Origin of the sequence: Cellulosimicrobium sp. 72-3, assembly GCF_013127315.1 — a bacterium.
Classification (GTDB): Bacteria; Actinomycetota; Actinomycetes; order Actinomycetales; family Cellulomonadaceae; genus Cellulosimicrobium; species Cellulosimicrobium funkei.
Genome location: NZ_CP053419.1, coordinates 2,699,112 through 2,712,834, shown reverse-complemented (window position 1 = coordinate 2,712,834; position 13,723 = coordinate 2,699,112). Strand labels below are relative to the sequence as shown.

Here is a 13,723-nt window from a genome sequence, read left to right as displayed (position 1 = left end):
GGTTCACTGCTCGCATGAGCGACGCGGCACGCCCGGGCGTCCCCGGGATCGTTCCCGGGGGCGCTGACGCAGGGCTCCCGACGGCCCGCCCCGGCGGGCGCGTCGAGGTCGTGTGCGGCCCGATGTTCGCCGGCAAGACGGAGGAGCTCCTGCGCCGGGTCCGGCGCGCGGAGGTCGCCGGTCGCCGCGTCGAGGTCGTCGGGCACGTCCTCGACACCCGCCGCGGTACCGGGACGGTGAGCTCGCACTCGGGCCTCGCGATCCCCTCGCGCACCGCCCGCGACGCGCACGACCTCGAGCGGATCGTTCGCGGCGCCGGGGCGCTCGACCTCGTCGCCGTCGACGAGGCGCACTTCTTCGGGCCGGAGCTCGTCGACGTCGTCCAGCGGCTCGCCGACGACGGGCTCGTCGTGGTCGTCGCCGGGCTCGACGTCACGTTCGACGCGCGGCCCTTCGAACCCCTGCCCACGCTCGCGGCGCTCGCCGAGCGCGTCGACAAGCTCACGGCGGTGTGCGCGGTGTGCGGCGAGGACGCCGCGTTCCACGTGCGCGCCGTCCGGGAGCCGGAGCCCGACGGCGGCGGGGCGGGCGACCCGCTCGCGCCGGTCGCCGCGCACGTGGGCGGCGCCGAGAGCTACGAGGCGCGCTGCCGGGTGCACCTGCCAGGAGCCCCGTGGCGCCGTCAGGACGGCGGCGGGGCCGGTCCCGCCGGGTCCTCGACGAGCGGGACGAACGAGTAGGACCCGTGCTCGCTCACCCGCACCCCGTCCGGGGCGTCGGGGTCGCGCACGATGACGAGCATCGTGTGCCGCACGGGGACGACCAGGCGCCCGCCGGGCACGAGCTGGTCGACGAGGGCGCGGGGGAGGGCGTCGGCGGCGGCCGAGACGAGCACCCGGTCGTACTGCTCGCCCGGCGTGCCGAGGACGCCGGGCGTCGCGAGGACGAGGCGTGCCCACGGCGCGCGCACCGCGGCGAGGTTGGCCGCGCCCCACTCGGCGAGATCGGCGTGGCGCTCGACGCCCAGCACGCGTCCCGTCGGTCCGACGAGCCGTGCGAGCAGCGCGGTCGTCCAGCCCGACCCGGCGCCGACGTCGAGCACCCGGGCGCCCGGGACGACGTCGAGCAGGCGCAGCATCGCGGCGACCGTCGACGGCTGCGAGCTGGTCTGGCCGTGGCCGATGGCGAGCGGTCGGTCCTGCGCGGCCCAGCGCCGCTGCGCGCGAGGGAGGAAGTCGCGCCGGTCGACCGTGCGCATCGCCGCGACGACGGCGTCGTCCCGGCGCGCGGCGTCGGGCGGGACCGCGGGGCGCATGCGACCACCTCCACGGCCAGCGTAGGCACGACGGCGGACCCGCGCGTCCGGGTGGGCCGGGGCACGGTGCCGAGCGGGAGGCGCCCCGGTGGCGCGGCCGCGGGGACGGCGGGATGCTCGACGGGTGCGCGGGCGCATCGGTGCGCCCGCCCTGGACCGGGGAGCCGGCATGAGCGGAACGGTGGCACGGATCACGCACATCAGCGCGCGGTCGGACACGAGCTTCGAGGACGCCGTGCGGATCGGCGTCGAGCGCGCCGCGAGCACGCTGCGCAACGTCTCGGGCGCGTGGGTCAAGGAGCAGAAGGTCGACGTGGCCGACGGCCGCATCACGGCCTGGCAGGTCGTGCTGGAGGTCACGTTCGTCCTCGAGTAGGGTCGGCCGGCGGCCTCGTCGCACGGAGGCGCCGCCGTCCGCGGTCCTCGGTGCGACGCCTGCTACGCGCCCCGGAGCGGTCGCCCGCGCCGGGGTCCGTGCGCGCCATTTGACCAGGACGCCCTGCGGTCCGTAATCTTGGACGTCGGCGCGCCCAGGCGCGCCGGTCCCGTGTGCCCACGGACGACTCGCACTCGCACGCCGCGGCGTGGTCGGAGTCTCCAAGACGAACTCGCCGTGACGAGCACGCCAAGACTAGGAGAGATGAGCAGCAACGTGGTGTACGCGATCGTCAAGGCCGGTGGCCGTCAGGAGAAGGTTTCCGTCGGCGACATCGTCGTGGTGGACCGGGTGTCCGCCAAGGCCGGTGAGTCCCTCGAGCTGCCCGCTCTCCTGCTGGTGGACGGGGAGAAGGTGACCACCGACGCGGCGAAGCTCGCGAAGGTCAAGGTCACCGCCGAGGTCGTGCGGGACGAGAAGGGTCCGAAGATCACGATCCTGCGGTACAAGAACAAGACCGGTTACCGCCGTCGTCAGGGTCACCGTCAGCAGCTGACCCGCCTCAAGGTCACCGGCATCAAGTGATCTCGCCCGGCGCGAGCTAGCGGCCCGGAGCCGCGCCGCGCCGTCGGCACCCTCCCTCAGCAGACCAGCACGAAAGCAGGTTCGTCATGGCACACAAGAAGGGCGCGAGCTCCTCGCGCAACGGTCGCGACTCGAACGCCCAGCGCCTCGGCGTGAAGCGCTTCGGCGGGCAGGTCGTCAAGTCGGGCGAGATCATCGTCCGCCAGCGCGGCACCCACTTCCACCCCGGTGAGAACGTCGGCCGCGGCAAGGACGACACGCTGTTCGCCCTGGCCGCCGGCGCGGTCCAGTTCGGCACCCGTCGCGGCCGCAAGGTCGTCGACATCGTCTCCGCCGAGGGCTGAGCGACAGCCACAAAGGCTTCGAGCAGGAGGGGCGCACCGACGCGGTGCGCCCCTCCTGCCGTTTCCGGCGCCCGTCCCTGCGGGCCGCACCACCCGCCGCGACCGCGGCACCGCACGACCCACCTCTGAGAGGATCCCTCCATGGCCAGCTTCGTCGACCGTGTCGTCCTGCACGTCTCCGGCGGCGACGGGGGGAACGGGTGCGCCTCGGTCCGGCGCGAGAAGTTCAAGCCGCTCGCCGGCCCCGACGGCGGCAACGGCGGTGACGGCGGCACCGTCCGCCTCGTCGTCGACTCCCAGACCACGACGCTCCTCGAGTACCACCACTCGCCGCACCGCCACGCGACGTCGGGCACCCAGGGCATGGGTGACGACCGCGACGGCGCCAACGGCGAGGACCTCGTCCTGCGCGTCCCGGACGGCACGGTCGTCAAGTCGCCCGACGGCACGGTGCTCGCCGACCTCGTCGGCGAGGGCGCCGAGTACGTCGTGGCCGAGGGGGGCCGCGGCGGTCTCGGCAACGCGGCGCTCTCGTCCCCGCGCCGCAAGGCGCCGGGCTTCGCCCTGCTCGGCGAGCCGGGCGAGGAGCGGGACGTCGTCCTCGAGCTGAAGACCATCGCGGACGTCGCGCTCGTCGGGTACCCGAGCGCGGGCAAGTCGTCGCTCGTCGCCGCCATCTCCGCGGCGCGGCCCAAGATCGCCGACTACCCGTTCACGACGCTCGTGCCCAACCTGGGCGTCGTGCAGGCCGGCTCGGCGCGCTTCACCGTCGCGGACGTCCCGGGCCTCATCCCGGGCGCGAGCGAGGGCAAGGGCCTCGGCCTGGAGTTCCTGCGCCACATCGAGCGCACCGCGGTGATCGTGCACGTGCTCGACTGCGCGACGCTCGAGCCCGGCCGGGACCCGATCAGCGACCTCGACGTCATCGAGGCCGAGCTCGCCGCCTACGCGCAGGACCTCGAGATCGAGGGCGGGCGGGTGCCGCTCACCGAGCGTCCGCGCCTCGTCGTCCTCAACAAGATCGACGTCCCCGAGGCGCGCGACCTGGCCGAGCTCGTCAAGCCGGACCTCGAGGCGCGCGGCCTGCGGGTGTTCGAGATCTCGACCGCGAGCCACGAGGGCCTGCGCCCGCTGACGTACGCGCTCGCCGAGCTCGTGGAGAAGGCGCGCGCCGAGGCGCCCGCCCCCGAGCCGACGCGCGTCGTGCTGCGGCCGCGCGCGGTCGACGAGGCCGGGTTCACGGTCAAGCGCAAGGGCGGGGCGACCGACTACTGGTTCGAGGTGCGCGGCGCCAAGCCGGAGCGCTGGGTGCGCCAGACGGACTTCTCCAACGACGAGGCCGTGGGCTACCTCGCGGACCGTCTCGCGCGCCTGGGCGTCGAGGAGAAGCTGTTCGAGGCGGGCGCCGTCGCGGGCGACGAGGTGCGCATCGGCAGCGACGTCAACGCGGTCGTCTTCGACTGGGAGCCGACGCTCATGTCGGGCTCCGAGCTGCTCGGCGGCCCGCGCGGCTCCGACAACCGCCTCGACGAGAGCCTGCGCCCGACGCGCTCCGAGAAGCGGCGCGAGCACCACGAGCGCATGGATGCCAAGGCGGAGGCGCGGCGCGAGCTGTGGACCGAGCGCCAGGCCGGCACCTGGACGGACCCCGAGTCCGACTGACCCCGGCGTCGTCCGAGCCGACGAGGGCCCGGCTCCCGTGGGGACCGGGCCCTCGGCCGTGCCCGGGACGTCCTCGGCGCGGCCCGGGAGCGGGCCGGTCCCGGGCGCAGGCGTCCTGGTCCGTGAAATCGTGCGCGGCCGCGGCCCTCCGGCGGCGATGATGGGCGCGTGAACGCGCTGTCCTCCCGCTCCGAGATCGCCTCCGCCCGCCGCGTGGTCGTGAAGATCGGCTCGTCGTCGCTCACGGGCGCCGACGGCCACCTCGACCTCGCGGCCCTGCGGGCGCTCGTCGACGTCCTCGCGGCCCGACGCGCGGACGGCGGCCAGGTCGTGCTGGTCACGTCGGGCGCCATCGCCGCCGGGATCGGCCCTCTCGGTCTCGCGACCCGACCGCGCGACCTCGCGACGGCGCAGGCCGCGGCGTCGGTCGGGCAGGGCATGCTCGTCGCCCGGTACGCCGAGGCGTTCGCGGCGCACGGGCTGCGCGTCGGGCAGGTGCTGCTCACCGCGGAGGACACGGTGCGTCGCGGGCACTACCGCAACGCCCAGCGCTCGCTCGAGCGCCTGCTCGACCTCGGCGTCGTGCCCGTCGTCAACGAGAACGACGCCGTCGCGACCGACGAGATCCGCTTCGGCGACAACGACCGGCTCGCCGCGCTCGTCTCCCACCTCGTGCGGGCCGACGCCATGGTCCTGCTCACGGACGTCGACGGCCTGTACGACGGCCCGCCGTCGCGCCCGGGCGCGCGCAGGATCGCCGAGGTGCGCTCGCCGGCCGACATCGAGGGCGTCGAGGTGACGGGACGGGGGAGCGCGGTCGGCACGGGCGGCATGCTCACCAAGCTCGAGTCGGTCTCCATCGCGACCGGCACGGGCATCCCCGTGGTGCTCACCAAGGCGCAGCACGCCGCCGCGGCGCTCGCCGGCGAGCCGGTCGGGACCTGGTTCGCCGCGACGGGCAGGCGGACGACGCGCCGTCGGCTCTGGCTCGCGCACGCGGCGCGCACGCGCGGCCGCCTCGTGCTCGACGACGGCGCGGTGCGGGCCGTGCAGGGCGGGCGCGCCTCGCTGCTGCCCGCCGGGGTCACTGCGGTCGAGGGCGAGTTCGACGCCGGCGACCCGGTCGAGCTCGTGGCGTCCGACGGGCGCGTGGTCGCCCGGGGTCTGGTCGCGTTCGAGTCACGCGACATCCCGGACCTCCTCGGCCGGTCGACCACGGAGCTGCGGGCCGAGCTCGGCGAGGGCTACGACCGCGAGGTCGTGCACCGCGACGACCTCGTCCTCGTGCGGCGGCGCGCGCGCTGACCGCGGGCCGGACGACGCTCCCGGCGCGACGGCCGCCGACGTAGGCTCGGACCATGACCACCACCGAGGACGCGCCCGTCGTCGCGGGCGCCGCCGAGCCCGGGACCGCCGGTCCCGCCGCAGCCGCGACCGACGCTCCGACCGACGTCGCGGCGGCCGTCGAGAGCGTCGCGCGCCGCGCCAAGGTCGCGTCGCGCACCCTCGCGACCGCGACCCGCGCCACGAAGGACGCCGCGCTCCTCGCGCTCGCCGACGCGCTCGTCGCGGCGACCGACGAGATCGTGGCCGCGAACGCCGTCGACCTGGAGCGTGAGCGCGCGAACGGCATGAGCGAGGGGCTGCTCGACCGGCTCGCGCTCGACGCGCCGCGCGTCGCCGCGATCGCCGACGCGCTGCGCGCGCTCGCGGGCCTGCCGGACCCGGTGGGGGAGGTCGTGCGCGGCTCGACCCTGCCGAACGGCCTGCGCCTGCGCCAGCTGCGCGTGCCCATGGGCGTCGTCGGCATGATCTACGAGGCGCGCCCCAACGTGACGGTCGACGCCGCGGGCCTCGCGCTCAAGAGCGGCAACGCGGTGATCCTGCGCGGCGGGTCCGCGGCGGCGAGCTCCAACGAGGTGATCGTCGGCGTGCTGGCCCGTGCGCTCGAGGCGCAGGGGCTGCCCGGCGACCTCGTGCAGTCGATCGACCGGTACGGGCGCCCCGGGGCCGTCGCGCTCATGCACGCGCGGGGTCTCGTCGACGTGCTCGTCCCGCGCGGCGGGGCGGACCTCATCCGCACCGTCGTGCGCGAGTCGACCGTCCCCGTCATCGAGACCGGGGTCGGCAACGTCCACGTGTACGTCGACGCGAGCGCGGACCGGGCCATGGCGCTCGAGATCCTCCTCAACGCCAAGACGCAGCGCGTGGGCGTCTGCAACGCCGCGGAGACGCTCCTCGTCCACGCGGAGGCCGCCCCCGAGTTCCTCCCCGCCGCGCTCGCCGCGCTCACCGAGGCGGGCGTCGTCGTGCACGGCGACGACCGCACGGCCGGCCTCGCGCCCGCGGGCACCGACGTGCTCGCAGCGACGGACGAGGACTGGGCGACCGAGTACCTCGCGCCCGAGATCGCCGTGCGCGTCGTCGACGACCTCGACGCCGCCATCGAGCACGTGCGGACCTGGACGTCGGGCCACACCGAGGCCATCGTCACGCGCGACCTCGCGGCGTCCGAGCGCTTCGTCGCCGAGCTCGACTCGGCCGCCATCATGGTCAACGCCTCGACCCGCTTCACCGACGGCGGCCAGTTCGGCCTCGGGGCGGAGATCGGCATCTCGACCCAGAAGCTCCACGCGCGCGGCCCCATGGGCCTCGCGGAGCTCACGACGACGAAGTGGGTCGTGCACGGGGACGGCCACGTCCGCCCCTGACGCACGGCCCCCGGCGGGTACCTGATACCCGCCGGACGAGGTCCCCGGACGGTCGTGAGAGACTGGTCGGCGACCGGCGCCCGTCCGGTCCGCCGTCGGGCCGGTCCCGGCGGGCGTACCGTTCCATCGCACCACCCCGGCCCGCGGCACGTGCCCGTCCGGCCCGGGGACGACCTTCGAGGAGGACGTCGTGATCTCTGCCGTCGTGCTGGCCGCCGAGGAAGGCGCCGAGGCCGCGTCGCACCTGCCCATCCCGCCGCTCGCGTACGGGCTGCTCGGGTTCGGCGGGCTCGTGGCCCTGCTGCTCGTGACCTACGCGTTCCGCAGCGTCGGCACGCGGCACTGACCCGCCCCGGACGACGAAAGCGCCCACGACCGATGACGCGTCGATGAGCCCGCGTCGGCCCCGCCTGGGGGTGATGGGTGGCACGTTCGACCCCATCCACCACGGCCACCTGGTCGCCGCGAGCGAGGCCGCAGCGCGGTTCGACCTCGACGAGGTCGTCTTCGTCCCCACGGGCAAGCCGTCGTTCAAGCAGCACCAGACCGTCAGCCCGGCCGAGCACCGCTACCTCATGACCGTCATCGCGACCGCGTCGAACCCGCGGTTCACGGTGAGCCGTGTGGACGTGGACCGGCCCGGGCTGACCTACACGGTCGACACGCTGCGCGACCTGCGGGCCGCGCGACCGGACGCCGAGCTGTTCTTCATCACAGGTGCGGACGCCGTCGAGCAGATCCTCACCTGGAAGGATGCCGACGAGCTCTGGAAGATGGCACACTTCGTGGCTGTCTCCCGCCCGGGTCACCAGCTGAGCGTCGAGGGCCTGCCTCCGGGCGTGGTCACGACGCTCGAGGTCCCCGCCCTCGCGATCTCGTCGACGGACTGCCGTCGGCGCGCGGAGGCCGGGCAGCCGGTGTGGTACCTGGTTCCGGACGGCGTGGTCCAGTACATCGCCAAGCACGGTTTGTATCGAGGTCAGCACGATGAGTGACAACGGCAGCAACATGCAGCCCGTCCGCCCGCTCACCCGGCGCGAGATGCGCGAGCGCGAGCAGGCGGCCGCCGCCGAGCGGTCCGCGCAGAGCGCTGCGCCCCCGCCTGCCCCGGCACCGGGTGCGGGCGGCTGGCAGCAGCCGGCGCGCCCGGCCGCGCCGTCCGGCCCGCCGCCGTCGCGCCGCACCCTGCGCGAGACGACCGGCCCGGCGGAGCACCCGGCACAGCCGTCGGTCGTGCGACCCCCGGCCGCCTCGGGCGGCATGCGTGGCCTGGACGAGACCGGGCGCCTCACGCCGGTCCAGGAGACGGCCGAGCGCGTCGCGATCCGCCCGCCGGCCCCGACGCCCGTCGTGCCCACGCGCACGTCCTCGCGTCCCCCCGCTGCGGCCCAGCGCCCCCCGGTGCCCGGCGCGTCCGGCCCCGTGCGGCCCGCGACGCCGTCGGCTCCGGTCGGCGGTCTCGCCGCGGGCTCGGGCCCCGCGCGTCCCGAGGCGACGCAGCCGCCGCGCCTCTCGGCGTTCGCGGCCCCGCCCACCAGCACTGCCCCGCCCGGCACGCCCGCGCCGGCACCGGCGACCTCCCCCTGGGCGGGGACGCGCGCGCCCGCTCCCGAGCGCGCGCCCGCCCCGGCACCGCCCGCCGAGGCAGGCGGCGCGGCCCTGCCGTGGTCCGCGATCACGGCAGGCTCCGCGCCCGAGCCCGCGGGCGCGGAGCGCGAGCAGACGTCGCCCTTCGGCGGCGTGCGGGAGCACGCACCCGCTCCCGCCGGCGGGTCGGACGAGCTCTTCCCCCGCGTGCCCGGTCGTGCCGCCGAGCCCGAGGAGTCGGACGACGACCACCTCGAGGACGAGCGGCGAGGCCCGTCGTACACGTGGCTGCACTACCTGATCCTCGTCGCCGTCGCGTTCGTCCTCGGTCTGCTCGTCTGGACGCTCGTGTCCCGCGACGACCCGGGCCTGGCCGTGGAGGACGCGAGCGCCTCGGCCGCCGCCGTGCGGACGTGGGACGACCCCGGCACCCTCGACACCGGCCGCTGACCGGCCGCACCACGAACGGAGACACGTGACCGCCACCGACCGAGCCCTCGAGCTCGCCGTCATCGCCGCCCGGGCGGCGTCCGACCGCAAGGCCGAGGAGATCATCGCGCTCGACGTGAGCGAGCAGCTCGTCCTGACCGACGTGTTCCTCATCGCCTCGGGGTCGAGCGAGCGCCAGGTCTCGGCGATCGTCGACGCCGTCGAGGAGGCCATGCACAAGGCCGGGTCCAAGCCGATCCGCCGCGAGGGCAAGCAGGAGGCCCGCTGGGTCCTGCTCGACTTCGGGGACGTCGTCGTGCACGTGCAGCACGCCGAGGACCGCGTGTACTACGCGCTCGAGCGGCTGTGGAAGGACTGCCCGGTCGTCGAGCTGCCGGAGGACGCGCGCGGCGGCGACGGCACGGCCGACGACACCGACGACACCACGCGCGGCGACGGCGCCATCCGCCTCTCGGGGGAGCCCCTGGCGTGACCGCCGGCACGCTCGTCCTCCTGCGCCACGGTCGCACCGCGTACAACGCGACGATGCGCCTGCAGGGGCAGGTCGACATCCCGCTCGACGCCGTCGGGCGGTGGCAGGCGGAGCAGGGCGCGAAGGCCCTCGCGAGCGCGCACCGCGCGACGCGCGTCGTCGCGTCCGACCTCGTGCGCGCCGCCGACACCGCGCGCGCGTACGCGGCGGCGATCGGCGCGGACGTCACGTACGACCCCCGGCTGCGCGAGCGCGGCTTCGGGGAGTGGGAGGGCCTCACGGGCCCGGAGATCGCCGAGCGCTGGCCCGAGGAGTACGCGGCGTGGCGCCAGGGCGAGGAGCCCGTGCGCGCGGGCGCGGAGTCCAAGGCCGACGTCGCGGCGCGCCTCGTCGCGTCCTTGACCGAGCACGTGGAGTCCCTGGAGCGGGACGACACGCTCGTCGTCGTCTCGCACGGCGCCGCGATCACGCTCGCGGTCACCGCGCTGCTCGGCCTGGACCCGGAGGGCTGGCGCGGGATCTCCGGGCTGCACAACGTCCACTGGTCCCACCTGCACCGCTCGGCGCCCGCCGCGACGCCCGCGTGGCGCCTCGTGGCGCACAACGTCGGGGCCGGGTTCCCGCTCGACGAGTGGAACGCGGGACCGGATTGGAATCTGGAGCCAGTTTCTGCGTAGACTAGCGACGCTCCGCAGGACGGGAAACCGGCCGGAGGAGTGCATGACCTGGATCTTCACGGATCCACGGGGCTGTGGCGCAGCTGGTAGCGCACCTGCATGGCATGCAGGGGGTCAGGGGTTCGAGTCCCCTCAGCTCCACCCGTAGAGCCGGACGGGAGCACGCATCATCGAGCGATGGGCGGGCTCCCGTCCGGCTTTTCTGCGTCCTGCGCGCCGCCCGGTGCTCGCCGGTGGAGGCCGCGGGTCTTGGCGCGGCCAGCCGCGCCTGCCACGCTGGTGCGGTGCGACGGCGCTCCGCCCGTCGCGCGGGTACCCGGGGGAGGGCACGCGATGAGGCCACTGCGCTACGCGATCAACGTCACGCTCGACGGCTGCTGCCACCACGAGGCGGGACTGCCGCCCGACGAGGAGTCGATGCGGTTCTGGACCGAGGAGACGGAGCGCGCGGACGCGCTGCTGTTCGGGCGGGTCACCTACCAGATGATGGAGGCGGCGTGGCGCCGTCCGGCGTCGGGCGCGTGGCCGGACTGGATGGGGGAGCGGGACGTCCCGTTCGCGGAGGCGATCGACGGGGCGAGGAAGCACGTGGTGTCGAGCACGCTGCGCGAGGTCGACTGGAACGCCGAGCTCGTCGAGGGCGACCTGGGTGACGCGGTGCGGCGGCTCAAGGAGCAGCCGGGCGGGTCGCTGTTCGTCGGTGGCGTGACGCTGCCGCTCGCGCTCGCGAATCTCGGGCTGATCGACGAGTACGCGTTCCTCGTGCAGCCGGTCCTGGCGGGGCACGGGCCGACGCTGCTGTCGGGGTTGCGCGAGCGCATCACGCTCGAGCTGGTGGACCGGCAGGAGCTGCGCTCGGGCGCCGTCGCGGTGCGGTACCGGCCCGTGACGGCCGTGCCGTGAGCCGGGACGACGACGCCCGGCGCGGCAGGTGCCGGCCGGGCGCTCGTGCGGGAGGAGCGGGGACTACGACGTGCTGACGTGCACGTGGTCGAAGTGGTTGGCGGTCGCGCCGCCGCGGTCCTCCATGCCGGACCACGCGCTCGCCGGGTCGCCGGCCATCCAGATCTTCTGCTGGTAGATGAGGTACGTGATGCCGAGCGAGCCCGCGTTGGCCTGCAGGTAGCGCGCGATGTCCCAGCCGGTCTCGCCGCTGATCATGATGTCGACGGCGCGGCCCGTGCCGTGGTCGCCGTCGTCGCCGGGGCGGATGCCGCCGAACGTGGTGACCTGGGGGAAGTTCGCGCACACGGAGCGGTAGACGGCGCGCGCGTTGGCGCGCAGCGACGACTCGATCCCGGTGCTCACGGAGCACGCGGCGTCCGAGACGCCGCCGGCGCTCGACCCCCCGGCCGCGGCGGCGGCGACCTGGGGCGCCTCGGGCTGTGACTGTGCGAGGAAGCTCGACTTGATCCACGCGGCCGCCCCGTCCCAGACGATCTGGCTCCAGTCGCCCTCGGTGACGCCCGTGACGTCGACGGCGGCGGCGAACTCGGTCGTCGCGACGCGCTCGGCGTCCGGGGACGGCGCGGAGCGCACGTTGACGGCCTCGGTGGTCCAGAGCTGACCGGTCACGGGCGGCAGGGGCGGGGGCGTCGGGGCGGCCTGGGCGGCCGGGACGACGGCGATCTCCGCCGCGGTCTCGACGACCGGGGGCTCTTGGGGCGCCGTGGGCGGCGCGACGCGCTCGGACGAGCGGCTGGCGGCTCCCGTGCCGCGTTCCACGCTCGCGCCGGCGGTGGGCTCGACGCTCAGCGGCGCGAGGTCGGGGTTGCCCTCGGCAGGCTGGGGGCCCGCACCCACGGCGCCGGCGCCCAGCAGCGTCACGAGCGCCAGCGCGGGGAGCTTGAGCGACCGGACCGGCAGCGTCGGCAGGGCGGGGAGCCGGAAGGAGCGCGCGGTGGCGGGGGCTGCGCTGTGGCGGCCTCGGGACATGGTGCGCTCCGGTTCTTCGTGGGTAGGACGCGCCAATGTAACCAAACCGTGATCTGAGAAGTCCAGTCGGACATTCCGTGCAGCGCTCCCGTTCGACTCATGAGCGGCAGCGCTGAGTCGTATGCGCCGCAGTCGTTGGACGGGCGGGAGGCGGGTTCCTACGCTGGAAGCATGACCGTTCCCCCTGTACCGACCGTGACGCTCAACTCCGGTCACACCATCCCGCAGCTCGGCTTCGGCGTCTTCCTCGTGCCGCCGGACGAGGCCGAGAAGGCCGTCAGCGAGGCCCTCGAGGTCGGCTACCGCCACATCGACACCGCGGCGATCTACCGCAACGAGGAGGGTGTCGGCGCCGCCATCGCAAAGAGCGGGATTCCCCGCGACGAGCTCTTCGTCACGACGAAGCTCTGGAACGACCGCCAGTCGGGCGAGCAGCCGCACGACGCGATCCGTGAGAGCCTCGACAAGCTCGGCCTCGACCACGTCGACCTGTACCTCACGCACTGGCCCGCGCCCGAGCAGGACCAGTACACGAACGCGTGGGCGAAGCTCATCGAGATCCGCGACGCGGGCCTCGCGCGCTCGATCGGCGTCTCCAACCACCTGCCCGAGCACCTCGACCGGATCGTCGCGGACACGGGTGTCGTCCCCGCCGTCGACCAGATCGAGCTGCACCCGGCCTACCAGCAGCGCGACGTGCTCGCCTGGGCCGACGCGAACGGCACGAAGATCGAGGCCTGGGGTCCGCTCGGGCAGGGCAAGTACCCGCTCTTCGAGAAGCAGGCCGTCGTCGACGCCGCGGCCGCCCACGGCGTGACGCCCGCCCAGGCGGTGCTGCGCTGGCACCTGCAGCGCGGCTTCATCGTCTTCCCGAAGTCGTCCCGCAAGGAGCGCATGGTGGAGAACTTCGACCTCTTCGGGTTCGAGCTCACCGCCGACGAGGTCGCCGCGATCGACGCCCTCGACACGGGTGACGGCTCGGGTCGCGTGAGCGCCCACCCGTCCGAGGTCAACTGACCCGGTCGCCCGCGGCCTCCCGCGAGGCAGCACGCACGACGAGGGGCGCCGTCCAGTCGGACGGCGCCCCTCGTCGTGCGCTGGTGGAGAGGCGGGTCAGCCGCACTCGTCGCAGATGCCCGTCGCGGGCAGGACCGTGAAGCACGTGGGGCACACGGCCGGCGGCTTCTCGGGCTCCGCGGAGCGGGCGGTCGTGCGGCGCGGTGTGCGCGTCGCGGGCGCGGCCTTCGCCGTGGCCCGACGCGCGGGTGCGGGCGCCGCGGGGGCGGCACCGGGCACGTCGAACCCGCGCTTGCGCAGCAGGTCCGCGACGCCGACGGGGCTGCTGCGGAACTCCTCGGCGGTCGCGACGCGGCCGGTCGCGTACCGGTGCGCGACGCCGAGGATCGCCTGCGCGTCGTAGACGCGGTCCTCGTGGACGAGCGGGGTGCCGGGGGACGCGGTGAACCCGTAGACCCCGAGGAACGCGTCCCGGCCCCGGTCGTCCCAGTCCGCGAGGGCCTGGAGGATGTGCTGCCGGGTCACTGCCGAGAAGGTTGCCACGGCACGAGCCTAGACCGCCCCGCGGGACCCCTCGGACGACGAGCGCGTG

The 13,723-nt window shown here is 75.1% G+C and carries 17 protein-coding genes and 1 tRNA gene; 15 read left to right on the top strand and 3 right to left on the bottom strand.

The features are described 5' to 3' along the window. The first annotated feature begins 14 nt into the window (after positions 1-14). Entirely contained in the window at positions 15-740 is a 726-nt protein-coding gene (locus tag HKK73_RS12320; protein WP_171468113.1) for a thymidine kinase, read from the top strand. Here HKK73_RS12320 and HKK73_RS12315 read toward each other — a convergent pair. Next, a complete protein-coding gene (locus tag HKK73_RS12315) occupies positions 683-1,315 on the bottom strand; it encodes a protein-L-isoaspartate O-methyltransferase (RefSeq protein WP_171468112.1) in 633 nt (210 codons plus the stop codon). The two genes, HKK73_RS12320 and HKK73_RS12315, sit on opposite strands and share 58 nt — an antisense overlap. A gap of 169 nt (positions 1,316-1,484) precedes the next feature. Between HKK73_RS12315 and HKK73_RS12310 the strand changes: the two genes are divergently transcribed. The 13 genes from HKK73_RS12310 (at position 1,485) to HKK73_RS12250 (ending at position 11,082) form a co-directional block, all read left to right on the top strand. Further along, positions 1,485-1,691, top strand: a complete 207-nt coding sequence (locus tag HKK73_RS12310) for a dodecin family protein (protein WP_021482381.1) — start codon at positions 1,485-1,487, stop codon at positions 1,689-1,691. A gap of 276 nt (positions 1,692-1,967) precedes the next feature. Beyond that, entirely contained in the window at positions 1,968-2,276 is a 309-nt protein-coding gene (rplU, locus tag HKK73_RS12305; protein WP_198285668.1) for a 50S ribosomal protein L21, read from the top strand. A gap of 86 nt (positions 2,277-2,362) precedes the next feature. Further along, positions 2,363-2,620 carry a 50S ribosomal protein L27 gene (gene rpmA, locus HKK73_RS12300; protein WP_021482383.1) on the top strand — a complete coding sequence of 86 codons (258 nt, stop codon included), beginning with the start codon at positions 2,363-2,365 and terminating at the stop codon, positions 2,618-2,620. A 141-nt stretch (positions 2,621-2,761) separates the two neighbouring features. Then, positions 2,762-4,282: a GTPase ObgE gene (gene obgE / locus HKK73_RS12295; RefSeq protein WP_144722600.1), complete on the top strand. Its 1,521-nt coding sequence runs from the start codon at positions 2,762-2,764 to the stop codon at positions 4,280-4,282. A 177-nt stretch (positions 4,283-4,459) separates the two neighbouring features. Further along, positions 4,460-5,587, top strand: coding sequence for a glutamate 5-kinase (proB, locus tag HKK73_RS12290; RefSeq protein WP_171468756.1), 1,128 nt, complete (start codon positions 4,460-4,462; stop codon positions 5,585-5,587). Positions 5,588-5,640: 53 nt separating this feature from the next. Next, the gene (locus HKK73_RS12285) at positions 5,641-6,993 is read left to right on the top strand and encodes a glutamate-5-semialdehyde dehydrogenase (RefSeq protein WP_171468111.1); all 1,353 of its coding nucleotides are present in this window, start codon (positions 5,641-5,643) and stop codon (positions 6,991-6,993) included. Between the two features lie 190 nt (positions 6,994-7,183). Further along, complete coding sequence (locus HKK73_RS12280) at positions 7,184-7,339, top strand: hypothetical protein (protein ID WP_021483496.1); 156 nt, start codon at positions 7,184-7,186, stop codon at positions 7,337-7,339. A gap of 43 nt (positions 7,340-7,382) precedes the next feature. Then, positions 7,383-7,988: a nicotinate-nucleotide adenylyltransferase gene (nadD, locus tag HKK73_RS12275; protein ID WP_031316993.1), complete on the top strand. Its 606-nt coding sequence runs from the start codon at positions 7,383-7,385 to the stop codon at positions 7,986-7,988. After that, a complete protein-coding gene (locus HKK73_RS12270) occupies positions 7,981-9,030 on the top strand; it encodes a hypothetical protein (RefSeq protein ID WP_171468110.1) in 1,050 nt (349 codons plus the stop codon). The genes nadD and HKK73_RS12270 overlap by 8 nt, the downstream gene beginning before the upstream one ends. A gap of 25 nt (positions 9,031-9,055) precedes the next feature. Beyond that, a complete protein-coding gene (gene rsfS / locus HKK73_RS12265; RefSeq protein WP_021482244.1) occupies positions 9,056-9,502 on the top strand; it encodes a ribosome silencing factor in 447 nt (148 codons plus the stop codon). After that, a complete protein-coding gene (locus HKK73_RS12260; RefSeq protein ID WP_171468109.1) occupies positions 9,499-10,179 on the top strand; it encodes a histidine phosphatase family protein in 681 nt (226 codons plus the stop codon). Before rsfS ends, HKK73_RS12260 begins: the two co-directional genes overlap by 4 nt. Positions 10,180-10,247: 68 nt before the next feature. Continuing rightward, positions 10,248-10,320 (top strand) — tRNA-Ala (locus tag HKK73_RS12255). Between the two features lie 192 nt (positions 10,321-10,512). Next, positions 10,513-11,082, top strand: a complete 570-nt coding sequence (locus HKK73_RS12250) for a dihydrofolate reductase family protein (protein WP_021483178.1) — start codon at positions 10,513-10,515, stop codon at positions 11,080-11,082. A 63-nt stretch (positions 11,083-11,145) separates the two neighbouring features. Here the strand turns inward: HKK73_RS12250 and HKK73_RS12245 are convergent, their stop codons facing one another. Further along, a complete protein-coding gene (locus tag HKK73_RS12245) occupies positions 11,146-12,114 on the bottom strand; it encodes an SH3 domain-containing protein (protein WP_171468108.1) in 969 nt (322 codons plus the stop codon). A gap of 171 nt (positions 12,115-12,285) precedes the next feature. On the opposite strand from HKK73_RS12245, the gene HKK73_RS12240 reads away from it, so the two are divergent. Beyond that, on the top strand, positions 12,286-13,131 hold the full coding sequence (locus HKK73_RS12240) for an aldo/keto reductase (RefSeq protein ID WP_171468107.1): 846 nt from the start codon (positions 12,286-12,288) through the stop codon (positions 13,129-13,131). A gap of 96 nt (positions 13,132-13,227) precedes the next feature. Here the strand turns inward: HKK73_RS12240 and HKK73_RS12235 are convergent, their stop codons facing one another. Next, entirely contained in the window at positions 13,228-13,674 is a 447-nt protein-coding gene (locus HKK73_RS12235; protein ID WP_085387669.1) for a hypothetical protein, read from the bottom strand. Between the last annotated feature and the right edge of the window lie 49 nt (positions 13,675-13,723).